We start from the raw sequence: 22,230 nt of genomic DNA, 5'->3' as shown, positions 1-22,230 counted from the left end.
TTGATATGGGGACATTCCAGCCGTCATCCGGCAGGCCACCGCCCCGTCCCCTGCCCTGCCACCAAAACGAGCTTTGCACCTGCGGTCGCGCCCGAAAAAGAGTGTACAGCTCCCAAAATGCGAGATATAAACAGCGAAAATTCGCCCTCATTTAAGATAAACTCTTGTCACCCTATTCAAAAGTCCTACCTTAGCGGCCACTTAACTGTTTAAAGCCAGATTATGCCATACAGTACAATTACGGGAATTGGCCATTACGTACCTAAAAACGTGGTGACCAACCAAGACCTGACCAAGGTAATGGAAACAAGCGATGAATGGATCCGTGAGCGGACCGGAATCGAAGAACGTCGTTACATTACTAAGGGGAAAGAGACCACTTCCACCCTCGCTCTCGAGGCCAGCCTTAAGGCAATTGCCGACGCTGGCATCAACAAGGAAGACATCGACCTGATCATCTTCGCTACGCTAAGTCCCGATTACTACTTCCCGGGAGCAGGCGTACTGCTGCAGCGTGAGCTTGGTATCGCCAAGACAGAAATTGCGGCACTCGACATCCGTGCCCAGTGTTCGGGCTTCATTTACGGTCTTACTACCGCCGATGCTTACATCAAATGCGGCATGGCGAAGAAAGTACTTCTTGTTGGTGCAGAGGTTCACTCCGTCGGACTGGATTTCACCACCCGTGGCCGCAACGTTTCCGTCATCTTTGGCGATGGCGCAGGTGCTGTGATCGTTGAAGCAACCGAGGACGAATCGGTAGCCGTTCAGGCGACCAGCATGCACTCAGACGGTACTTACGCCGAGAAACTGAGCTACATGTACCCCGGTGCCCACGGCGGTTATTTCCTGGAGAAATACGCCATCGAAGGTTTCGACGTAGACTACTCCGAGAAGCTCAACGATGAGGGTTACGGCGGTTACTTCTTCAACCAGAACATGATCGACAACAACCGTATCTTCCCGTACATGGAAGGACAAGCGGTATTCAAGATGGCCGTGCGGAAGTTCCCCGAGGTGATCATGGAAACACTCACCAAAGCCGGTATGGAGGTCAGTGATCTCGACATGCTGATCCCTCACCAGGCTAACCTGCGCATCAACCAGTTCGTGGCCAACACTATGGGGCTTAAAGACGACCAGGTGTACAACAACATCATGCGCTACGGTAACACTACTGCAGCTTCCATCCCGATCGCGCTCAGCGAAGCACGGGACGAAGGAAAGATCAAAAAGGGCGACAACGTCGTCCTCGCCGCCTTCGGCGCCGGATTCACCTGGGGAGCTGTTGTGCTGAAATGGGGACGAGACTGATCGATATGCGATAAGCGATTTAGTTACCGCATTTCGGAAACTTATCGTGGAAGCGGAACTACCGGCAGAGCTGGTGGTTCCGCTTTTTATTTTGTGGGATGTAACATCACAGCACTTCCGCTACCGTGAAGATGCTGCCACCTACAAACACCACCCCCTCTGAATCTTTGTCCGAACGCGCCTTCAGCTTTGCTTGCCCGTAGCCTTCGGCAACGGAGGAATAAGTACTGCCCTTCAGTCCGTATTCGGCAGCTGTAGCCCGCAGTTTTTCTGCAGGTAGCCCGCGCGGGATATCGGCCTTTACGAAGTAGTAGGTTGCGTCCTGAGGAAAGAGTGGCAGGGCCTTGGTCAGGTCTTTGTCGTTCACAACGCCGAGGACAATATGCAGCGGCTTCTCCAGTGCGACCAGACGCTTTATTACCGGAACCAGCCCCTCGGTATTATGGGCACTGTCCGCAATACAAAAGGGGGTTCGCTGCTGAAGTATTTGCCAGCGACCGACGTAATAAGTGAGTTCGGCTACCTGTTTCCAGCCAAACTGTACTGATTTTCCGCTTACCTCAAACCCATTACCGTGAAGAAGCAACAACGCGGCGTAGGCCGTGAGCATATTTTTGCTCAGGTGAGGCCCGTCGAGGTCGGTACCAATAATCAGGCCGGCCTCGGCGCCGGGCAGCCCGATGGAGAAGTACTTGAGGTTGTCCATCCCGCGCATCCCTACGAGGTAAACATCGTAGGCCTGATCGGCAAAGATTATCTGGCTCCGGTTGGTCCGCGCGAGTTCCTTGAATACGGGTGTGGTTTCATCCTGGGTTTCGCCGATAACCACCGGGACTCCGGGTTTGATGATACCACCTTTCTCGCCCGCGATTTCGGGCAATGTCTCCCCCAGGAACTGGGTGTGATCGAAGCCGATGTTGGTGATCACGGAAAGAACCGGAGTGATGACGTTGGTGCTATCAAGCCGGCCGCCCAGCCCCACTTCGATAATGCACCAATCCGGTTGCTGCTTCGCGAAATAATCGAAGGCCATTGCCACGGTGATCTCGAAAAAGCTCGGCTCGATGCTGAGGTCCGATGCCCGGAGGCGCTCTACGAAGTCGGTTACGGCTTCTTCGGAGATGAACTCGGCGTTGATCTTGATCCGTTCACGGAAGTCTTTGTAGTGCGGGCTGGTGTACATTCCGACGGTCTGGCCGTGGGCCTGCAGCGCAGCTGCGAGTAAGTGGCAGGTGGTTCCTTTGCCATTCGTACCCGCTACATGGACACACTTGAGCTGTTCGTGAGGATTGCCGAGCCATTCCAAAAGAGCCCGGATATTGGTCAGGTCTTTTTTCATCGCCGTTGCTCCCGCTCGCTGGTACATGGGGAGTTGGGTAAAAAGATAGTCCAGTGTTTGTTCGTAGGTCATGTCCGGAAGGCTTGCTTGATTTAGCGCTTTGTAAAGTTATCAGGCATAATAATGCGGGGCGCAAACCAGATTATCGCTCCCCCAACCTCCCCACGTCGCTACGCTTGGGAGGAGCAATCGCGACAATCTGGTTTGCGCCCAATAATGTCTGTACCTGCATTAACAGATAATGAGTTGTAAAGATTTAGTTTTAAGTGGCGGGGCGACGTTGCGAGTTTAAACATTATTAATTCCTCACTAACCGCACTCCAACGTATGGCCGGACCTCTAGCCAGAAGTCGACGGAATCAATCCCTTCGCCATAAAATTCGACCAGCGCCGGCAGGTAAAAATCGATCACCTCCTGATCCATTCGCAACGGTATACCGGTGTTGTTCATCAGATGAACACCGGCTGTGTCGAATTGGTAGAGGGCTGCGTTTTGGGTCATTCCGGTTTCCTGCAAGCTGGTGGAAAGAACAATATCCTCCTTCAGACCGGCTGAGCGGAGGAAAACGTACTGGTTCGTATCACCGGTTTCGACTAGTTTGGCGTCGAGTGCCTCCAGCAGGTTGGAGAGTACTTCGGGGTCTTCTGGTGTACGCCCAACCTTGGGAACGACAACAAGGCTCTGGTTAAGGAACTCTGCCTCTTCGGATTGCAGCCATTGCACCTGCGTGCCCGCCAAATGGCCTATGATTGCAACGGCTCCTCCGTTCAGCACTACCCTGCCCGGCTTGTGGTTGTACTGCTGAAACGCCCGGGCATCGAAATTATCGGGAAGTGGCTGGCGTACTACTGACACGACGCTGTTGTCCAGCAGGACATCTGGCCGATTGCCCGAGCAAGCCGTCAGAAAAAGTAAAAAAACGATCAATCGTTGGACCATAAGCAGGTAAATGTTGTTGCCAAGATACCAACGAATCAAAATACCAATAAATGTCGCGTAAAGCACAGATTCAGGCTATGCTGGCCGATTCCCCCACCGATGCCTTTCTTCGATTTGCCCTTGCCAAGGAGCACGAAAAAGAGGGCGATGACGCAGGTGCAAAGAAAATTTACGAAGGCATTATTGCCGATCAGCCCGAATACGTCGGGACTTACTACCACCTCGGTAAAACCCTCGAGCGGTTGGAAGAGCAAACAGAAGCCTGGAAAGTTTACTCCGAAGGAATCAGCGTAACCAAACGGCTCGGCGAACGACACGCCATGAGCGAACTGGCCGGTGCACGGATGGAACTGGGGGACGAGGAGGACTTTTTGTAGTGGGTAGTGGGTAGTGGGTAGAATGTAGTGGGTAGTGCTGCCGCATTTTGTAGGCATTGGAGGCGTTTCAGGCGCTGGAGCAAGGCACTGTGGTCATGACTCGTCCTAAAATAGGTTGACAGTTCCCCCCCCCCCCCGACCGACGGGTAGTTGACATAACTTGTTTCAACCTGCATGAGGTTGACAGCCATCTCTACTTCAGGCTTTAGTGACTGGGGGACAGAATGTAGTGGGTAGTGCTGCCGCATTTTGCAGGCATTGGTGGCGTTCCAGGCGTTGGAGCAAGGCACTATCGTCATGACTCGTCCTAAAATAGGTTGACAGTTAAAAATCCCCGGCCGGCGGGTAGTTGACATAACTTGTTTCAACCTGCATGAGGTTGACAGCCATCTCTACTTCAGGCTCTAGTGACTGGGAGACAGAATGTAGTGGTAGCGCTGCCGCATTTTGCAGGCGTTGGAACAAGGCACTGTGGTCATTTACAAAAAAGCGTTCAGCTCCCGGCTGGTAAGATGGCAGCCAGGCGCTGAACGCCAGAAGAATGGTTAGTTAAACATTATTTATCCAGAGCCAGAAGAGTTACATGTTTTCTGCTTCCTCCTACTCCTCCGAAGATTGTTGGTCAGCCTGAGTTACGCTTCCAGAAACGGATAATCGGTGTAGCCCTCCGCACCGGGCGTGTAGAAAGTGGATGGATCAGGCAGATTGAGTGGTGCATCTTTTTCCATGCGTTCCACCAGGTCCGGGTTCGCTATAAAGGGCCGGCCGAAAGCTACCAGATCTCCACGGTCCTCGGTAAGATCTTTTTCTGCCCGTCCGGCATCGTAGCCTCCGGAAAGGATAAAAGTGCCCCTGAATGTTTCGCGTAACTTACGTTTGATGGAATCGGGCACTGCGGGCGTCCCCAATGCGCTGTGGTCTACCAAATGAAGGTAAACCAGGCCAATTTCGTTGAGCATCTCTGCCAATTGTGTGTAATCTGCTTCCACTCCTTCGTAAGCCGACATCTCCCCAAAAACGCCATAGGGCGAAATACGCATGCCTACCCGGTCTGCACCAATAGCCGTCACTACTGCTTCGGTTACATTCCGGACAAAGCGAAGCCGGTTCCCGGTGCTGCCGCCGAACTGATCTGTCCGTTGGTTACTACCAGGATTGATGAACTGCTCGAGCAAATAACCATTGGCGGCGTGTAGCTCTACCCCATCGAAACCAGCCTCGATGGCCATTTTTGCGCAGTTGGTGTATTCAGCTACGGTTTCGGTAATATCGTTGATCGTCATGGGCTTCGCCAGCGGAATTTCCAACTCCCCCTTTCCGTCCACGTACATTTTCGTATTCTGGAGCGCTACAGCGCTGGGTGCCATCATTTCTCCTCCGGCGGGGATATTGTCGGGATGGGCCACCCGGCCGCAATGCATAATCTGTAAAAAAATCTTTCCGCCTTTTTCGTGTACGGCATCGGTTACCTGGCGCCATCCGGCAACCTGATCGTCGGAATAACATCCCGGAATGCGAGGGTAACCCAGACCGTTGGCACTGGGAGAGGTTCCTTCGGTAATAATCAGCCCTGCACCCGCGCGTTGACTGTAGTAAGTAGCCATGAGATCGTTCGGAACATTGTCTATCGCCCGACTGCGGGTGAGCGGGGCCATCACGACCCGGTTTTTAAGTTCGGTATTTCCGATGCGGTGAGAGGATAATAATTTGGTGGTTTTCATACTGATTTGGAGTTTATTAGCGAAACGGGAGCAGGCCCGCAAGGGTTCTCACCAAGAGGACATCCTCTGTCGCTCAGTCAACAAACTCTAGCTCAAACGAAATGGTTTGGGGAAAATCAACGGCTACACCTGACACACAAAGAACTCTCGGGCATCAGAACCAGCCGGCCCATCGGGATTGGCCGGCCGCAGCGTTTGCATAAGCCCAGTTTAGGATCATCGAGGTTGGCCTGCATTACTTTCAACTTGGTCAGCTTTTCGCGGGCTTTGGCCAGCGCAGCTTCCTGTACTGCTTTATTGTTGATCGCATCCATGCGGGAGACGCGCCCGATCGCATCGTCGGGCGTAACGGGGGCAGACATTTCCTCGAAGCCCGCAATTTTGGTTTCGGTCAGGGTGATTTGCTCGGTCAGTTTTTGGGCGAGAAGGGCCTTATCGATCATGGTATAGTTGTTTCTCCGACGCTTACTGCTATCGTGTTATACCATCAGACCGTTAGCACAAGGATAGCGCTAACGGTCTGATGGTGATTTATTTGCTGGATACAGCCTATTTAAGGACTCCGGCGCCTTCGCGGTATAGTTCCGCCTCGTCGCCTGTACACACAATGACCGTACTGGCAACGTTTCCGCCAGGCCCGCCGTCGATGACAGCATCAACCTGCTTGCCCAGTTTATCGTAAATTTCGTGAGGGTCGGTGTAGTACTCCGCCACTTCGTCTTCTGCCTTCACTGAGGCGGTGAGGATTGGTCGCCCGAGCCCGCGTACCAGGGCGTCCACGATGTTGTTGTCGATGATACGGACCCCGATGGTTTCCTTACGGTTTTTCAGGATTTTCGGTGTTTTGTTGTTGCTGTTCAGGATGAAAGTAAACGGACCGGGGAGGTTGTGTTTCATCACCCGGAAAACGTCGTTGTTGATTGTCTTGGAGTAATCCGTCACCTGGCTGATGTCCTGGCAGATGAAGCTGAACATCGCCTTGGCGGGATCGAGGCCTCTGATCCGGGCCACCCGTTCTACGGCTTTTTTGTTGGTGATGTCGCAACCGATGCCGTAAACTGTGTCTGTAGGGTAAATGATGACGCCTCCTTCTTCAAGGATGTCCACCATTTGCTGGATCAGTTTGGGTTGGGGATTATCGGGGTGGATAGACACGAGCATATGCTAGGGATTTATTGGTTAAGTAAATTGGTTTACACGAGAGAACTGAACGCCTTAACGACGCTCCCTTCGGGATATTTTTGCTTCAATATAGGTCTTGTGAGGGATTTCTACGTGTTCAATTTCAGCATATGCCCGCAGGCAGGTGCAATGCATTGGTTTTTAGGGCAATGTCTGATCCGCTGGCCAGGAGACAGTACGGGTGGGCCAATTGATTGGCCCTGGAACAATTATCACAAAAGGCCTCATGGTGCCAAAAGCCAAAACTAAAAAGAGCATTGCCTATCCGGCTGCAGCCATTGAACCTGACAACGCAGCCTGAGGCTGCGGCTCTCTTCCTTCGGGCCCTGCATCAAATCTCTCTTCTGACTTCCCCTCAGGCCACCACTTCGAGTTCGAGACCCTCCACTTCATACTCTTCGTCCACCTCTTCAAGGTACACTCCTCCGATGGAAGCCTTGAGCGCGCGGACCGTAGACGGAACAGTGCTGCGGGGCAAGTCGAGTTTAACGACCGCCGATGCACCGAAGTCCTGCTCTGCCATTTCCAGTTCAAGCGAAGACAGAGCGGACATCACCGGGCTCATCAGCTCGTAACCGAACCGGAGGACGACCTCGGTTGTGAGTGGCTGCAGGGTACTCTCGCCGGCTTCGATGGCAAGGCGGGCTGCTTCGCGGTAGGCATTGATCAATCCTGAAGCACCCAGCTTGGTACCGCCCCAATACCGGCTTACTACTATCACAACGTCGCTCCAGCCTGCTTTATCGATCTGCCCCATGATTGGTTTGCCCGCGGTCCCCGAGGGTTCTCCGTCGTCGTTGGCGCGCCAACGATCCTGGCCGGGCCCCAGCCGGTAAGCGTAGCAATGGTGATTGCACTTGAAGTGCAATTTTGCTTGTTCTTCCACTACCGCCAGGGCTTCTTCTTCGTTGCGGACATGGCGCAAAGCAGCAACGAATTTGCTTCCACGGTCTCGGAATTCACCCTCGGAGGCGCGGGCGGGAATGGTGTAGAAATCTGGGGATTCGGACATGGCCGCAAGTTAACAACGTTCGGCAGTCTTTAAACTGCTGATCTTCGTGTTTCAGCCGTGCTCCGTCAGCCTAAAAGCAGACGAACAGTTACCAGTTTTCGTTATCCGCCTTCATGTATGCGTTCAGCTCTTTTTGATCGAGCTTCCCGTTTACGCTCTTAAGGTACTCACATATCTGGACGGCTTTTTTAATCCGGGTAGCGGCGCCTTTCGGCTTACTGACCTGATAGATGAGCCCACGCTGTTTACCGGGTGTCAACTTATGAAATACGGTATAAGCCGCTTCATCCACCGACCAGAGCTCGGCGAGTTCTTCGGGTAATGGCATTCCGTACTCGCTGTCGTCGGGCAGGATTTGCAGGCTCACCTCCTCTCCCGGCTCAAGTTGGTACTGCTTAACGATATCCTGATTAATGAGAATGAAGTATTCCCCGTCTCCCGAAGGCGATAGTGCCCGGTGTATTCTCCCCTTTCCGTTGATGCTAAAAATTATCCGGGTCGCGTTTTTCTCCCGCTTCAGTAGTTCCCCGACAGCGGATTTCTTTACGAGGAAGACGTTATGGTAAACTCCGGCGTAGACCTCCAGATCTTCCCGGACCGAAGAGAGGGCTGTTTTTATTTCAATCATCGCAGGTTGTTTTAACGCAAACACAGATTCAGGCATACTTCCCCGGTACAAACTACCGGATGCCTGAATCTGCGAACGCTGTTTAATCGGTAGCGGGCATTAACGGTCCAGCCCTTTCAGGGCCAGTTCGATGGCTTTCATCAGCTGTGGATCTTTGCCCGTGGCCCGGTCGGCGGCGGTATTATCGATCCGGACATCGGGTTCCACCCCGGTTTTCTCCAGATTTTTGCCGTCCAGGGTATAAGTTCCCCAGCTCGGGAGGCGGTAGAAAGAGCCATCCACCAGTCCCTTACCGGAGGTAAAAATGATCCAGCGGTAAGTCGGAGTTCCAACGATAGTTCCCAAACCGAGTTCCTTGAACCCGGCAGCAGTCATCTCGGCATCCGAAAGACTCTGCTCGTTAATCATCAGAATGATGGGCTGGCCAGCAGGTGCAAAGTTAGGTTGGTTGGCCCGCTGTCCGGCGCGGTACTGCCACTTCAGGTAAGGCCGCTGACTCAGGAAGTTCAGGACAGCATCGTGAACGTTGCCGCCCGTATTGTACCGTAAATCCAGGATCAGGCCCTGCCGTTGGTGCCCCTCAGATACCATTTCACTCATGAAAGCATCCAGCTGACCGCCGGTCATATTTTTCATGTGTACGTAGGCAATCTTCTTGTCCGTCTTTTCATCTACTGTACGCTGATTCGTATCCACCCATTCATCGTAGCGGTTGGTCCGTTCGCTCGTATAGCTCGTCGGGTGTAAACTGGTACTTACGACCTGTCCGTTTCGCTCTACCGTCAGGGAGACGGAACCGTCGATGCTCGGCCGGCTCAGGTACGACTCTCTGTTTACGGTTTGCTCCACGGGGATTCCGTCGATTGCAGTTATCCGGTCTCCGGCCATCAGGTCTACGTCATTACGGTCCGCAGGCCCGTCTGTGATAATCGAAGCGATGCGGTATGGGTCGTTCTGGTCGTACGCTAAACCGAGCGCGAGGCTCCTTGCGCCCTGCTTTGTACTTTCCTCCTTTCCCCGCGAGGAGAAGCCGAAGTGAGAAGTGTTGAGTTCGCCGAGGAGGTCGTTGGTCAGTCGCCGCAAGTCGGCACGATTGGTGATGTATGGCAGGAAGGCGGCGTAACGATCCCGCATACCCTGCCAGTCTACTCCGTGGAAGTTTTCATCGTAAAAGTTCTCTTCCATATTTGCCCAGGTCTCGTAGAACATCTGTTCGAACTCCGGGCCGAGGGCCCGGCGGAAGGTGTGCTTTACTTCAATGGCGTCGAACTTTTTCTGCCCCACGTTCAGTTTCTGAACGTTACCGCTGCCCAGCAGGTAGTACTTTCCTTTTACTTCCACCAGGTCGGTGGCGTTGCCTACTCCCCGGCCTTTGAACATCATCGTTTTGGGCGATTCGAACGGCTCGTAAGTTGTCATGTACAATGCACGGGAGCCTTCATGGTTAGAACCATAGAAAACGATGGTTTTGTCGTCGTCCTCCACTACAAAGGCTCCGCTCTGACTACCAAAGGAAGGCCCTACGCGTTCGATCCGTTCCATGATCCCTTCCGCTTCAATCCGGACAACAACCGAATCCTTTTTACCTTTCTTCTTGTCCTCCTCTGCGAAAAGCTGATCGAACTTATCCGACCGGTGCGGTTCATCGAATTTATACAGCGGCAGGCGCCAGAGGTCCACGTTTCCGCCACCCCGCGGGTAGCTCGGCACGTGAGGGGACGAGCTGAAATAGATGTACTTCCCGTCCGGGCTCCAGACGGGATCAGTTTCGGTAACCCCGGTTTGGGTGAGGTTCATCAGTTCGTTTCCGTTTTCGGTGTCCACCAAAAAGATATCTTCTTCGAAATCGAGGTAACCGGTAAACATCAGGTACCGGTCGTCGGGCGACCAGCGTGGGATGGATCCCCGGAACCATACTTCCTGTTTGGCGACGGTTTCGGCGCTGAAGTCATCGAGGTCCATCACCCGTACTTCGTCGCGGCCGCTCAGGTAAGCTACCCGGCTGGTATCGTGGCTCATTTCCAGGTTACGGTTGTTACGCGTATCCGAAGTGCGGCGGGTGGGTTCTCCCGTACCGTCAGCACTTACGGTGTAAAGGTTTTGGTAGCCATTGTAGGTCTGTGTAAACACCAGTGTTTTACCGTCTTTGAGCCATTTAACCTCCATCACCCGTCCCGGACCAGTCATGATCTGGCGAACGAACTCGCCCTCCATGTCGGAAACGAAAAGCTCGCCGCGGGAGACCGCTGCCAGCTTTTTGCCGTCACGCGCCACGTCGAAGTAATCAAGGTTTCCTCCGGTCTTAAAGTCGGCTGTCTTAGCCAGCCCGACGAAAGAATTGAGCGAAACGGGAACCACTTTACTGCGCCCCGAAGCAACGTCGTAGACCTCCAGCTGGTAATCCCGGACGTAAGCGATCTTGCTTCCGTCGGCGCTGAGGCTGGGGCTGAAGACTGAAGTAGCATACTTGGTCAGGCGCTTAATCTTTCCATCTGAGTTCAGGCTGTACAGGTTGTACTCTCCGTTGTCGCGGTCCGAAACAAAGAAAATATTGCCTTTGCGGTCGGCCATCGGCCACATGTCCTTGCCTTCCCATTTGGTGAGTTGGGTCACCTTATTGACTTTCGGGTCGTAGCGTTTCAAGTCGGGGTTGTAAGGCCCTTTATATCCCTTACGGTGGGTAAAGTTGCTGCTTTCCCAGGTCTCGTTGAACAGGAAATCATCGCTGCCGGGCAGCGGAACCACGTTGTGAGCGATGTTGAAGTAATGCGGCATCAGGCGCTTCGGCGTCCCTCCGGTTACCGGTACCGTAAAGGTTGCCATTCGGTTGTACCGGCTCGAGGTGAAGTAAATTGTTTTACTGTCCCAGCTCCAGTTTGCGACCTGGTCGGCAGCCTGGTGGTAAGTGAGTTGCGTGATTTCTCCGCCAGCCAGCGGGGTCACGTAAACATCGGCGTTGCCGTACTGGCCGGAGGTGAAGGCCAGCCATTTACCGTCTGGCGAAATCCTTGGGTGGCTTTCGGCTCCGTCGAGGGCGGTAATGCGGTTGGCCGCTCCCCCGGCAGAAGGAACCTTCCATAAGTCGCCGTTGTAGGAGAAAACCAGCGTTTCGCCGTCGGGGCTAAGTGCCGGGTGGTCAGCGAAGTAGAGCGACTGGGCGCTGACGCAGGTGCAAAGCAAGGCCCAGCAAAGCAGGGTGAGGGATAAGTTTTTCATTCTGGATTTTGGTTAATGGGCCGTAATATAATGGTTGCAGCGGAGACAATAGGACCAGCCGACGAACCGTTGAATCGTTTGGCCTCCAACCCCTTGCATCATCCTCCAACCGTCACCTGTGCGACATCTAATCTTCCTGGTTTTTATTTGTCTGGTATCCTCCTGCGGAGACACCTCCGGCACCCGCATCCGGGTACAGAATGAACTGGACAACGAACTACGCGACCTTACCTGGTCCTACAATTCAGGAGTAGAGAAGGGAGAGGAAAACCGCCTTCGACCCGGTAAGAAAACCAGGTATCAACGTTTCGACGGAGCCGACGAGTGCAATTTCCAACTGGAAGCCCAACTGGTTGGCACGGGCGGAATCACCGGAGGCTTCCAAAACTGCGTCCAACCCGCACCGATACCCGAAGGGAAATGGACCCTGCGCATAAGCCGCTCGGCGAGCGGCACCAGCGAGTTCTTCACCGAACTCATCGAGGATTGAACCGAGCCAGGCGGAACAGCCATCTTTTCGTTTAGGAACAAAGCCCTTAACCACTCCCTGCACCTGCGACCGCGCCCAAATGCGCCGTACCTTCGCGCGCCAATCCCCCAAGAAGAATGTCATCCGAACGTACCTACAAAATCAAAGAAGCCTTTTACACGCTCCAGGGCGAAGGTGCTCAGGCGGGCCGTGCCGCCGTGTTTTTGCGCTTCACCGGCTGTAACCTCTGGAGTGGCCGCGAGGAAGACCGCCACTCCGCCGTCTGCAAATTCTGCGACACAGACTTCATCGGCACCAACGGCACCAACGGCGGGCGCTACACCCTAGATCAGTGCGCCGATCTGGTGCTGGGCCTTTGGCCCGGCGGGGGAAAACCATACGTGGTTTGCACCGGGGGTGAACCACTACTGCAACTCGACGAACCTCTGATCGACGCGCTGCACAAGCGCGGTTTTGAAGTTGCTGTAGAAACCAACGGGACCATCCCTGTCCCGTCGGAAATCGACTGGGTTTGCGTAAGTCCTAAAGCCGACGCCGGCCTTGTCGTTGCCGGCGGTGACGAACTCAAACTCGTATACCCCCAAACCGAAGCCGATGCCCAGCCGGAACGTTTTACGCAGCTCAACTTTCAGCACTTCTTCCTGCAACCCAAAGATGAGACCGGGCGCGACAACACCACCGCAACGGTGGCCTACTGCATGGAGCACCCCCAGTGGCGCGTCAGTTTGCAAACACACAAAATAATGGGAATAGAATAGCCTGACGGGCTGTTACTCTTACAGTCTTGCAGTACATTACGCCAGACTCTAAGACCAGACCCCCTCTCCCTTTGCGCCCCTTACTCCTCCTTCTTGCTCTTCTTACCGCCGCTGCCGCTTACCTGTGGTACCTTGGCGACCCGGTCAACTGGCCTGCCTTCGTCAGTATGTCCGCTTTCTACGCCGTGATCTACTACGTTGGTGCGCGGGCCGCTAATCGAAAAAAGGCGGAGGAAAACGATGCCGACGGCCTCATGCTCGCCGGCCGCAACCTCCCCGTCTGGATCGCCATTTTCACCATGAGTGCCACCTGGGTCGGTGGCGGTTTCATCAATGGAACCGCGGAGTACACCGCCACCCAGGGCCTGGTGTGGGTGCAAGCTCCCTGGGGCTACGCCCTCAGCCTGGTGATTGGTGGTTTGTTCTTTGCCCGCACGATGCGCCGGCGGCGCTACCGGACGATGCTGGATCCTCTGGAAGAGCGCTACGGAAAAAAAATGACCGCTGTCCTCTTCCTTCCCGCCCTCACCGGAGAGTTGTTCTGGACCGCTGCGATCCTCACGGCGCTCGGCGCTACGTTTTCTACCGTACTGGGCATCGACCTTGAAACTTCTATCCTCCTTTCGGCAACCATCGCTATCGCCTACACCGCCCTCGGCGGTTTATGGGCCGTTGCCCTCACCGATGTGGTACAGATTGCCATTCTTCTGCTTGGCCTCGCCATCATCGTTCCCTTTGCGCTCGAGTATACCGGTGGCCTGGGGGCCACCTGGGCGGCGTATCAGGAGAAATTCGGAGCTGCCGCCAGCCCGTTTCCCAGCCGCGAAGCCCTCGGCGGGAGTTACTGGACGTGGTGGGATTACGCTTTACTCCTCATCTTCGGCGGTATTCCGTGGCAGGTATACTTCCAACGGGTGCTTGCTTCGCAAGACGAGAAAACGGCCGTTCGGCTTAGTATTATAGCTGGCTTCATCTGCGTACTGGCTGCCGTTGCGCCGGTAATCATCGGGATGGTTTCGGCAACGATGGACTGGTCTTTGGTAGAAGCCGGCGGGCCCGAAAACGCTTCCGCTACCCTACCCTGGGTGGTACGCTACCTTACCAATCCGTGGGTATCCGTAATTGGTCTGGGCGCAGTTGCTGCGGCCGTGATGTCGAGTGTAGACAGCAGTGTACTTTCGGCTTCGAGCATGGGCATCTGGAACGTTTACCGGCCCTTGGTTGATCCCGGTCTGCCCGACACCAAACTGGCGAAACTGATCCAACGGTGCATCTGGATCGTAGGCGTAGCGGCCACGCTGATCGCGTTCAAGGTCAGCAGCGTATATGCACTCTGGTTTTTGTGTTCCGACTTCGTTTACTGCCTCCTGTTCCCGGCTCTGGTATGTGCTTTATTTGATCCGAAGGCCAACAGCTACGGCGCGCTGGCGGGTTTCCTGATCGCGGCTTTCCTGCGGTTTGGAGGAGGAGACGATACACTTGGTATTCCTGCCTACCTGCCTTATTCGGATGATTTCCCGTTCCGGACGCTGGCGATGGTTTCAGGCCTTACCGCAATCGTTGTCGTTTCACGAATTTTCCGGGCGGGGCCGCAGGATGCAGAGTGAGTTTGTGGAGCCGGGCAGGCCGCCCCACAGTAGCCGGTCGGACGTCATTTTCCAGCCTTACCGATCATCACCCCTCCCGTCCAGGCGGCCTGAAAGTTGAACCCTCCGGTGATTGCATCTATATCCAGCACCTCCCCCGCCAGATGGAGCGTTGGGTGAACTTTGGAACGGAAAGACTTGAAATCTACCTCGCGGAGATCGACACCTCCTGCGGTGGTGAACTCATCTTTGTTGGTAGATTTTCCGGTGATGTGAAAGCGCCCGTTGGTGAGCTGTTCGGTGAGCGCCGTCCGCTGGCGTTTGCTCAGTTGGCTCCATTGCTGATCTGCCGGGATGCCGGCGGCATTGACCAGTGATTTCCAGAGGCGGGCCGAGAGGTCGAAACAAGCCCGGGTACCGATCTGGCGTTTGGCTTCTGCGGCCTTCAGTTCATCGAGCTGATCTTCCACGTCGGTTGCGCGCATGGCGAGCCAGTTTACGGTGAGTTCGAAGTTGTATTTGCGCGGCGCCAGGAGGCGGGCGCCCCATGCGGAGAGGCGCAGCACGGCGGGCCCGGAGAGGCCGCGGTGGGTGATGAGCAGCGGCCCTTCGGCCTTCAGCTTATCCCCCTTGATGTTGAGCTGAGCCCATGGCACGCTGATGCCGGAGAGGTCGCGCAGTCGGGTATCTTTCGTATCGAAAGCGAAGAGGCTCGGGACGGCGGGTACGATGGTGTGCCCCAGTTCTGCGAGCATCTTCCAAACGGCAGGGTTGCTGCCGGAGGTGACGATGAGGCGGTCAGCAAGGAAAGTTCGCTCTCCGGATTTTACCGTCCACTGCCGGGGCCCGGCAGCAGGTTCAGGGGTGGTTGAGGGAGCAATAATCCCGGTAACGCGGGTTTTAGTGAGCACCTTTACGCCAGCGCCTTTGGCGGTGTTCCAGAGGCAATCGATGATAGACTGCGACGAATCCGAAACGGGGAAGATCCGGCCATCGTCTTCGATTTTCAGTTCCACTCCACGGTCTGAGAACCACCCCATAGTGTCTCCGCAGGCGAAAGTATTGAACGGTCCCAGTAGTTCTTTGGCGCCCCGGGGGTAAAACTTGACCAGTTCGCGCGGGTCCCAGCAGGCGTGGGTAACGTTACAGCGTCCGCCTCCGGAGATACGGACTTTTCCCAAAACGGATTTCCCCCGTTCCAGAATGGTTATTTGCTCGTCGGGGTAGTTCGCGGCCCGGTGAATAGCGGAGAAAAAACCGGCGGCTCCGCCGCCGATGATCAGGGTTGATGCTGGCATAGGGCGAAGGTAACACCTGAGTAAATGATTTGGATGCAGCGCTGCCTGCTCTGAAGTCGTACAGCCTGCTGCAGGGCGGCCTTTCACTGCCCGCTGCGGCAATCACCAGTTAGCCGTTTGGCCGCCCAACGGCACATCGACGTACCACTCTCCCTTAAACCTCCTCCGTATCCTAAACGCCCGTCCACTTTCACAATAAAACGATTTAAGAATTACTACATTCGTGTATTCTCTCTTTGTGGTTTATCCTAGTCATTGAAAACTAAACCTTCAGGTCTTATTCAGCCGACCTCACCCATACGTTAAGGATTGTCTCCCCCCCCGAGCCGGTCGTTGATCACGGGCAAAAGCCAGGCCCATTCCTGAAACCCGGAGCTTTGCGCTAAGTTCCTGTTATTTGATGCCAGGGCGTAACCATTGTTTTCGGATTTTATCAACACCCATAATGACGACTTCTCTCACCGGTAATGAGAAAGACGATTTAATACGGAGTCTAACCCGTCAATTAAGCGTCGCTCAGGCCGAAGCAAACCTACATTTGGCGGAAGTACGCCGTTTCAATTTCATCGTGTCAGAGATCACGGAGGCTGCCGAAGGCGGCATCTTTGTACGGCAGAATATCGCTGGTGATTACATGTGGATTTCTGAGCAGCTCGCTGAAATCCTTGGCTACGGAGACATTGGGATGCCACACTCCTACCGCCAGTTCCTCGAACAAATCCATCCGGATGATCTTGATCGGGCTCTCGAGTTTGCAGCCATGCGTAAGCCGGTAAGAGACACGGTTGCTCAGGAGAACGAACCCGGCACCAGCGTCAGCGCCCAAACAACGGACTTCCCCGAAAACGAAACCCAGCCCACCCCGGAGGCTCAGGCTTCCACGACGGACGCCCAAAGCGTACTTTCTCTCCCCAGCCGAAAGCCCATTCCCGAAAACATATTCATTACCGGTCCGGGTACCCACCTCGAGTTCCGTTACCTCAATCAACAGGGCGACTACCGCTGGTTCCGCGCCAGCGCAAAACGCTACCAGCCCGAAGCTGGCCCCGAGCAGATTATCGGCCTGATTCTGGACATCCACGACGTCAAACTACTGGAAGCACAACGCCGGGCCGTCAACGAAGAACTAAAGGCGTTCATGTACAGCGTAGCGCACGATCTGCGTGCTCCCGTACGCCACATTGCCAGTTTTGCCGAAGCCATCCGCGAGGAAGACGGCCCCACTGAAGAGCGGAATCTTTACCTCGGTTACGTTGAACAATCCGCCGAGAAACTCGGCAAAATGATCGATGGCCTCCTCAAACTGAGTAAAAACCAGAATTACGTTCCGAGGATCGCTCCGGTTAACATCGAAGAGATGCTGACCGAACTGATCAGCAAAACGCGCCAGACCGAGCATCAGGCTCCGGAACTGATCATTGAGCACGACAAGTTCCCAATCATCGAGACCGACGCGGACCTCATCGAGCAGGTACTCCAGAATCTGCTCTCCAACGCCGTTAAATACTCCAGCAACGAGCCGCGCGCGGTGGTCAACATCCGCTATTACCTGCAGGAAGCCCAGCACATTATTTCCTTCTCCGACAACGGGATCGGTTTCGATCCTGCTTACGCCGATAAGCTGTTCAAACTCTTCAGCCGCCTGTACGTAGACAACGACATCCCGGGTACCGGTGTGGGCCTCGCTTCCGTTCACCGCATCGTCCGTAACCTCAACGGTGTGATTGAAGCCGACGGCATCCCAGGTAAAGGTGCTACGTTCACCCTGCGGCTGCCGGTTAAGGTTGGCGCTACCTCAGCCTTTTAAAAAGAGGGAGGAAGACTTTGTTTTTGCAGCCTTGAAGTTGAGAACCCTGAATGGGTTCGAGTCAACCCGCCCCCTGTTTCTGCCGTCGGGTGGCCCTGCGTAGTCGTTTTATCCGTTCGGACATGTTTCCAGGAAGGAAACTTTTGTTTCGGTTTGTTACCCCCGGTTTAAGTTCTCGTGAAGCCTTCCTTCCCGGAGGTTTTCTGCTTGGTTCCGGGGGATAGTTGCCACTATCATTGTGGCTACAAATGGAAGCAAACTTACTAGACATAGGGCCCCGGCTCCGCGATTTGCGCCGTGCGCAGCGCCTCTCTCAACAAAGCGTTGCTGAGGCTGCCGGCCTCACCAAGGGTACCATCTCCAAGGTGGAAACCGGACGCATCATTCCTACCCTCCCCGTTTTGTTTGCGATTCTGCGGGCTCTGGACGAAGACGCCGAAAGCTTCTTCCGGGGTGTTCGGTTTGAAGCCCCACCACCCTACACCCACCGCACGCATGAAGATGCCCGCCCGCTGGAGCGCGAGCTGGCAAGCCGGGGATTCGACTATCTTCAGTTGCTCGAAGGCGATGCCAAAGACTTCGCCCTGCGGGCCGTCATTCTGGAAATCGAGCCCGGGTCGAGCAGGGAAAAAGTTACCACCGCTGCCTACGAATACAAGTATATGCTCAGTGGTTACCTCGATTACGAAATCGGGGAAGACACGCTGAAACTGGCGCCCGGAGACAGCCTCTTTTACGACGGGCGCATTCCCCACGTGCCTCACAACCGGGGCGATGCCCCCGCACGGATGCTGGTGGTTTACATCCACGACACCCTCCTGAAAGATGAATAAGCCCGAGCGAACCACACCCCGCTGGGGCCTCACCTTCGGAGCGGGCTTCGCGGCCTTCGGGGCTTACTTCTGCATGTACGCCTTCCGCAAGCCCTTCACGGCCGCCACTTTTGCCGGTGCCGACGACATCGGGGGAATCGACTTCAAGGTCGCGTTGGTGATTGCACAAGTGATCGGCTACGCCCTGTCCAAATTTATCGGAATCAAGGTGATTGCGGAACTGCGATCCGGACAGCGGGCGTTGCTGTTTCTTAGTCTGATCGTATTCGCAGAACTGGCCCTGGTCGGCTTCGGGTTGGTGGGCAACCACTGGTTGGCCCTGCCGATGCTGTTCCTCAACGGACTGCCGCTTGGAATGATCTGGGGCATTGTGTTCAGTTACCTTGAAGGCAGACGGACAACCGAAATCCTATCGGCGATGCTTTGCGTCAGCTTTATCGTCAGCAGCGGCGCGGTGAAAAGCGTTGGTGCCTGGATCATGCAGGACATCTGGACCGGACCGCCACTGGCGGGTATGTTCTGGATGCCAGCTATTACCGGAGCACTGTTCTTTCTGCCCCTGATGGGGTTCATCTACTGGCTCTACCGCTTGCCACCGCCTACCCGCAACGACGAACTGGCGCGCAGCAAGCGCGCCCCCATGAGCGGAGCTGACCGGCGGAACCTGCTTCGTCGCCTCGGACCGGGCCTGGTTGGGATTGTGCTCTATTACGTACTTATTACTGCTTTCCGGGATGTCCGCGACAACTTCGCCGCCGAGCTCTGGGCGGCCCTGGGATACGGCGATGCACCGGCGGTCTTCACCCTGGCAGAACTGCCAATAGCGATCCTCACCCTGGGAACCCTCGTAGCAGGTTATTTCATCAGCAGTAACCGCGTTGCCCTGCGCTATTACCACGGCCTCATTGTGGGATCAACCCTGTTGATCCTTCTGTCGACACTGGCCTTTTCTGCTGGCCGACTCGACGGCGCATACTGGATGGTGCTGGTGGGCCTGGGCCTGTACCTGGGCTACGTTCCCCTCAATGCAATTTACTTCGACCGGCTCATCGGTGCCTTCCGCGAAGTTGCCACCGCCGGCTTCCTGATTTACGTTGCCGACGCAAGTGGCTATGCGGGAAGTGTGGGCGTGCTACTGGTAAAAAACACGGGAGGCTTAGCGGTCAGCTGGCTGGGCTTTTTTGTCGGCCTTGCTTACGTAGCGGGCTTGGCAGGTTTGGTCTTTGCCCTCTTCAGCTGGTGGTCGTTTGAGCGAAAACTGGGGACGACCGATCATGATTTCACCACCGCAGAACCGATACCAGGCACTTGAGTCCGAAACGTCATGCTTACCCGTCTCCTGGCGCGGCCTTTCTGATCCATTCTTTGCACCAGCGTCCGCGCCCGGAAGTCGGTGTGGTAACAGAGGGCGTCATCTCCATCAAAAAACAATTAAGGATGAAACATACAGACTTACTAATCATCGGTGCCGGTACGCTGGGAACCTTTCACGCCAAAGCTGCACTCGAGCAAGGGCTGAGCGTTCGTTTGTGCGAGCGCAACGCCGCGCCCCGCGATGCGAGTGTACGTAACTTCGGGCAGGTTGTCCCTTCCGGGATGGTCCCGAAATGGCAGGCCTACGGCCGCCGCAGTTTAGAAATCTACAAAGCCCTGCAGCAGAAAACGGACATCACCCTGCGCCAAAACGGCTCGGTCTATATTGCGTCCAACGCCGAAGAGTGGCAGTTATTGGAAGAGCTCTGGGAGATCAACCGCGCCAACGGTTACCACAGCGAACTTCTGAACAAGGAAAAATGCCTGGCAAAATACCCCGGCCTGCGGGCCGATTACTGTGTTGGCGGACTTTACTTCCCCGAAGAAGTGACCGTAGAAGCCCGGGAAATGATCCACCTCGTGCTCGGCTACCTCACCGAACAACAGGGCCTCGAATACCATCCCCAAACCCTGATCCGGGATTTGCGGGTAGTAGATACGGGCGACGGAGCGCAGGTGCAGGCAACGGACGCAAAAGGTGAAGTCTATACCGCCGATCAGGTTATCGTCTGCTCAGGCGGTGAATTCAAAACCTTATTCCCCGAGCGGTTTGCCGCCAGCGACCTCGTGCTGGTGAAGTTACAGATGATGCAAACCCTCCCCGATAACGGCCCTGAAGTACCAGGGAATATCCTGACCGGGCTGAGCATCCGGAGGTACGAAGCCTTCACGGAATGCCCGTCCTGGTCTGCCGTAAAAGCAGCGGAAGATCCCCAAGCATTCTGGAAGAAATGGAGCATCCACATCCTCTTCAAACAGTGCCCGGACGGCTCTTACATCATCGGCGACAGCCACGAATACGCTCCTGCGGCCAGTGTCGACGAGCTGAGCTTCGACCTTTACACCAACGTAAACGACTACATGATCAAAGAAGCCGGGAAAATTTTCGACCTCCCCGATTACACCATCCGGCGCGCATGGTCCGGGTACTACTCTCAATGCGCAACCCAAGATATCTTCCACGAAACGATTGCCGAACGCATCCATATTGTTACTGGAATCGGCGGCAAAGGAATGACTGCCGGGCCCGGCTACGCCGAAGCGCATATCGCCGCACTTTTCGCCCAAGCGGAGACCAACCAATTTCAGGCACAAAACGCTTAGCGTTTTATCCTGACCCCGCCAACGGGGCAGCAATTCAGAGGGGAAATAGCGCAGGGAGGACTTACTCCTTCCTCCTCCCCGCACGTACCAACCTATTCATTGCCAAACAGCATTACCTAAAAATTATTCATGAATTCTATCGAACTCTTTGTCTTCGACATGGCCGGCACCACCGTAAACGAAAACAACCTGGTGTACAAAACCCTGTGCAAGGCATTCATCCGTGCTGGCTTCACCGACCTTACGCTCGAGGATGTGCTCGAACACGGGGCGGGTAAGGAAAAACTGCAAGCCACCCGCGACGTTCTGAAGACTTTCTTCCCGGACACTCCGGATTCCGAAGGAACCGCAGAACGCATTCACGCTGATTTCCGCTCTCTTCTGGAAGAAGCCTATGCTTCTTCTCCCGTAACCCCCTACCCCGGCTCGGAAGACTTCTTGGCAAAGCTCCGTTCCGACGGCGTCCGCATAGCCCTGAATACAGGTTATGACCGGCCGACAGCCGAAATGTTACTCGCCAAAATGGGCTGGTCTGCAGGCAAAGAATACGACGTACTCGTTACGGCTTCAGACGTCGATCGTGGCCGCCCTCACCCAGACATGATTTTACTGGCAATGGAAAAAACCGGCATCAGCGTTCCTGCTCACGTGGGAAAAGTAGGCGATTCTGCCATCGACATTCTGGAAGGTAAGCATGCCGGCTGCGGCTTCACCGCAGGCGTGACCACCGGCGCACAAACCGCGGAGCAACTTTGGCGGGCAGATCCGGATATGGTAGTAGACGAACTGGGAGCCTTGCTGGAGGCTGATGCGTAAAACACCGAATATTCCGGCCGGTGGCAAGTACAGGGCCGGAATCTGGCCGGAAATGCGGCTGAATTTCCGAGGTCCCGTTGTTCCGCTTACCGGATTGTAACCACCGGAGCGCAGGCGCAGACTCAGCGTGGTTAACAATGGCCGCCCGGGTTGCCTCAATGGAAACCCTGACCGAGTTATTAGCCGAGAGCCAATTCATCCTTTACTGACAATCAGACGCCACCGGCTCATGCCGCGCCTTTTGTTTCCGATGAGGAAACAACCAGAGCAAAACAA

The 22,230-nt window shown here is 55.1% G+C and carries 19 protein-coding genes; 10 read left to right on the top strand and 9 right to left on the bottom strand.

What is annotated here, in order from left to right; genetic code table 11:
- The first annotated feature begins 222 nt into the window (after positions 1 to 222).
- Positions 223 to 1,314: a beta-ketoacyl-ACP synthase III gene (locus FUA23_RS02085; RefSeq protein WP_147929048.1), complete on the top strand. Its 1,092-nt coding sequence runs from the start codon at positions 223 to 225 to the stop codon at positions 1,312 to 1,314.
- A 106-nt stretch (positions 1,315 to 1,420) separates the two neighbouring features.
- Here the strand turns inward: FUA23_RS02085 and FUA23_RS02080 are convergent, their stop codons facing one another.
- Both FUA23_RS02080 and FUA23_RS02075 read right to left on the bottom strand, forming a co-directional pair.
- A complete protein-coding gene (locus tag FUA23_RS02080; protein WP_147929047.1) occupies positions 1,421 to 2,725 on the bottom strand; it encodes a bifunctional folylpolyglutamate synthase/dihydrofolate synthase in 1,305 nt (434 codons plus the stop codon).
- A gap of 226 nt (positions 2,726 to 2,951) precedes the next feature.
- Positions 2,952 to 3,593, bottom strand: coding sequence for a hypothetical protein (locus FUA23_RS02075; protein ID WP_147929046.1), 642 nt, complete (start codon positions 3,591 to 3,593; stop codon positions 2,952 to 2,954).
- Between the two features lie 50 nt (positions 3,594 to 3,643).
- Between FUA23_RS02075 and FUA23_RS02070 the strand changes: the two genes are divergently transcribed.
- Positions 3,644 to 3,970, top strand: coding sequence for a tetratricopeptide repeat protein (locus FUA23_RS02070; RefSeq protein ID WP_147929045.1), 327 nt, complete (start codon positions 3,644 to 3,646; stop codon positions 3,968 to 3,970).
- Between the two features lie 632 nt (positions 3,971 to 4,602).
- Here the strand turns inward: FUA23_RS02070 and FUA23_RS02065 are convergent.
- The 6 genes from FUA23_RS02065 to FUA23_RS02040 form a co-directional block, all read right to left on the bottom strand.
- Complete coding sequence (locus tag FUA23_RS02065; protein WP_147929044.1) at positions 4,603 to 5,691, bottom strand: alkene reductase; 1,089 nt, start codon at positions 5,689 to 5,691, stop codon at positions 4,603 to 4,605.
- 116 nt (positions 5,692 to 5,807) lie between these two features.
- On the bottom strand, positions 5,808 to 6,134 hold the full coding sequence (locus FUA23_RS02060) for a TraR/DksA family transcriptional regulator (protein ID WP_147929043.1): 327 nt from the start codon (positions 6,132 to 6,134) through the stop codon (positions 5,808 to 5,810).
- 106 nt (positions 6,135 to 6,240) lie between these two features.
- On the bottom strand, positions 6,241 to 6,852 hold the full coding sequence (locus tag FUA23_RS02055; protein WP_147929042.1) for an L-threonylcarbamoyladenylate synthase: 612 nt from the start codon (positions 6,850 to 6,852) through the stop codon (positions 6,241 to 6,243).
- 376 nt (positions 6,853 to 7,228) lie between these two features.
- Positions 7,229 to 7,885 (bottom strand): IMPACT family protein, encoded by a 657-nt coding sequence (locus tag FUA23_RS02050; RefSeq protein WP_147929041.1) that lies wholly within the window; start codon positions 7,883 to 7,885, stop codon positions 7,229 to 7,231.
- A gap of 88 nt (positions 7,886 to 7,973) precedes the next feature.
- Positions 7,974 to 8,513, bottom strand: a complete 540-nt coding sequence (locus tag FUA23_RS02045; protein ID WP_187270851.1) for a YdeI/OmpD-associated family protein — start codon at positions 8,511 to 8,513, stop codon at positions 7,974 to 7,976.
- 99 nt (positions 8,514 to 8,612) lie between these two features.
- Complete coding sequence (locus FUA23_RS02040; protein ID WP_147929039.1) at positions 8,613 to 11,729, bottom strand: S41 family peptidase; 3,117 nt, start codon at positions 11,727 to 11,729, stop codon at positions 8,613 to 8,615.
- Positions 11,730 to 11,847: 118 nt separating this feature from the next.
- Between FUA23_RS02040 and FUA23_RS02035 the strand changes: the two genes are divergently transcribed.
- The 3 genes from FUA23_RS02035 to FUA23_RS02025 all read left to right on the top strand — a co-directional run bounded on the left by FUA23_RS02035 (position 11,848) and on the right by FUA23_RS02025 (position 14,584).
- Entirely contained in the window at positions 11,848 to 12,219 is a 372-nt protein-coding gene (locus FUA23_RS02035; RefSeq protein WP_147929038.1) for a hypothetical protein, read from the top strand.
- A gap of 116 nt (positions 12,220 to 12,335) precedes the next feature.
- Entirely contained in the window at positions 12,336 to 12,977 is a 642-nt protein-coding gene (gene queE, locus FUA23_RS02030; protein WP_147929037.1) for a 7-carboxy-7-deazaguanine synthase, read from the top strand.
- Between the two features lie 71 nt (positions 12,978 to 13,048).
- The gene (locus tag FUA23_RS02025) at positions 13,049 to 14,584 is read left to right on the top strand and encodes a sodium:solute symporter family protein (protein WP_147929036.1); all 1,536 of its coding nucleotides are present in this window, start codon (positions 13,049 to 13,051) and stop codon (positions 14,582 to 14,584) included.
- A gap of 44 nt (positions 14,585 to 14,628) precedes the next feature.
- Here FUA23_RS02025 and FUA23_RS02020 read toward each other — a convergent pair whose 3' ends face one another.
- Complete coding sequence (locus tag FUA23_RS02020) at positions 14,629 to 15,861, bottom strand: BaiN/RdsA family NAD(P)/FAD-dependent oxidoreductase (RefSeq protein WP_147929035.1); 1,233 nt, start codon at positions 15,859 to 15,861, stop codon at positions 14,629 to 14,631.
- A 445-nt stretch (positions 15,862 to 16,306) separates the two neighbouring features.
- Between FUA23_RS02020 and FUA23_RS02015 the strand changes: the two genes are divergently transcribed.
- The 5 genes from FUA23_RS02015 (at position 16,307) to FUA23_RS01995 (ending at position 21,954) form a co-directional block, all read left to right on the top strand.
- Positions 16,307 to 17,668, top strand: a complete 1,362-nt coding sequence (locus FUA23_RS02015) for a sensor histidine kinase (protein ID WP_187270850.1) — start codon at positions 16,307 to 16,309, stop codon at positions 17,666 to 17,668.
- Between the two features lie 248 nt (positions 17,669 to 17,916).
- Complete coding sequence (locus FUA23_RS02010) at positions 17,917 to 18,501, top strand: helix-turn-helix domain-containing protein (protein ID WP_147929033.1); 585 nt, start codon at positions 17,917 to 17,919, stop codon at positions 18,499 to 18,501.
- A complete protein-coding gene (locus FUA23_RS02005) occupies positions 18,494 to 19,813 on the top strand; it encodes a DUF5690 family protein (RefSeq protein WP_147929032.1) in 1,320 nt (439 codons plus the stop codon). Before FUA23_RS02010 ends, FUA23_RS02005 begins: the two co-directional genes overlap by 8 nt.
- 125 nt (positions 19,814 to 19,938) lie before the next feature.
- A complete protein-coding gene (locus FUA23_RS02000; RefSeq protein WP_147929031.1) occupies positions 19,939 to 21,138 on the top strand; it encodes a TIGR03364 family FAD-dependent oxidoreductase in 1,200 nt (399 codons plus the stop codon).
- A gap of 129 nt (positions 21,139 to 21,267) precedes the next feature.
- Positions 21,268 to 21,954, top strand: a complete 687-nt coding sequence (locus FUA23_RS01995) for a phosphonatase-like hydrolase (protein ID WP_147929030.1) — start codon at positions 21,268 to 21,270, stop codon at positions 21,952 to 21,954.
- Positions 21,955 to 22,230 lie beyond the last annotated feature (276 nt).

The sequence above is a fragment of the Neolewinella aurantiaca genome, assembly GCF_008014675.1.
Taxonomy (GTDB): domain Bacteria; phylum Bacteroidota; class Bacteroidia; order Chitinophagales; family Saprospiraceae; genus Neolewinella; species Neolewinella aurantiaca.
The sequence above is the reverse complement of the archived record's forward strand: the minus strand, read 5'-3'. Positions and strand labels throughout refer to the sequence as shown.

Coding starts and splice junctions, on each gene's coding strand:
- FUA23_RS02085 (WP_147929048.1), top strand. CDS start 223: ATGCCATACAGTACAATTACGGGAATTGGCCATTACGTACCTAAAAAC.
- FUA23_RS02080 (WP_147929047.1), bottom strand. CDS start 2,725: ATGACCTACGAACAAACACTGGACTATCTTTTTACCCAACTCCCCATG.
- FUA23_RS02075 (WP_147929046.1), bottom strand. CDS start 3,593: ATGGTCCAACGATTGATCGTTTTTTTACTTTTTCTGACGGCTTGCTCG.
- FUA23_RS02070 (WP_147929045.1), top strand. CDS start 3,644: ATGTCGCGTAAAGCACAGATTCAGGCTATGCTGGCCGATTCCCCCACC.
- FUA23_RS02065 (WP_147929044.1), bottom strand. CDS start 5,691: ATGAAAACCACCAAATTATTATCCTCTCACCGCATCGGAAATACCGAA.
- FUA23_RS02060 (WP_147929043.1), bottom strand. CDS start 6,134: ATGATCGATAAGGCCCTTCTCGCCCAAAAACTGACCGAGCAAATCACC.
- FUA23_RS02055 (WP_147929042.1), bottom strand. CDS start 6,852: ATGCTCGTGTCTATCCACCCCGATAATCCCCAACCCAAACTGATCCAG.
- FUA23_RS02050 (WP_147929041.1), bottom strand. CDS start 7,885: ATGTCCGAATCCCCAGATTTCTACACCATTCCCGCCCGCGCCTCCGAG.
- FUA23_RS02045 (WP_187270851.1), bottom strand. CDS start 8,513: ATGATTGAAATAAAAACAGCCCTCTCTTCGGTCCGGGAAGATCTGGAG.
- FUA23_RS02040 (WP_147929039.1), bottom strand. CDS start 11,729: ATGAAAAACTTATCCCTCACCCTGCTTTGCTGGGCCTTGCTTTGCACC.
- queE (WP_147929037.1), top strand. CDS start 12,336: ATGTCATCCGAACGTACCTACAAAATCAAAGAAGCCTTTTACACGCTC.
- FUA23_RS02020 (WP_147929035.1), bottom strand. CDS start 15,861: ATGCCAGCATCAACCCTGATCATCGGCGGCGGAGCCGCCGGTTTTTTC.
- FUA23_RS02015 (WP_187270850.1), top strand. CDS start 16,307: ATGACGACTTCTCTCACCGGTAATGAGAAAGACGATTTAATACGGAGT.
- FUA23_RS02010 (WP_147929033.1), top strand. CDS start 17,917: ATGGAAGCAAACTTACTAGACATAGGGCCCCGGCTCCGCGATTTGCGC.
- FUA23_RS02005 (WP_147929032.1), top strand. CDS start 18,494: ATGAATAAGCCCGAGCGAACCACACCCCGCTGGGGCCTCACCTTCGGA.
- FUA23_RS02000 (WP_147929031.1), top strand. CDS start 19,939: ATGAAACATACAGACTTACTAATCATCGGTGCCGGTACGCTGGGAACC.
- FUA23_RS01995 (WP_147929030.1), top strand. CDS start 21,268: ATGAATTCTATCGAACTCTTTGTCTTCGACATGGCCGGCACCACCGTA.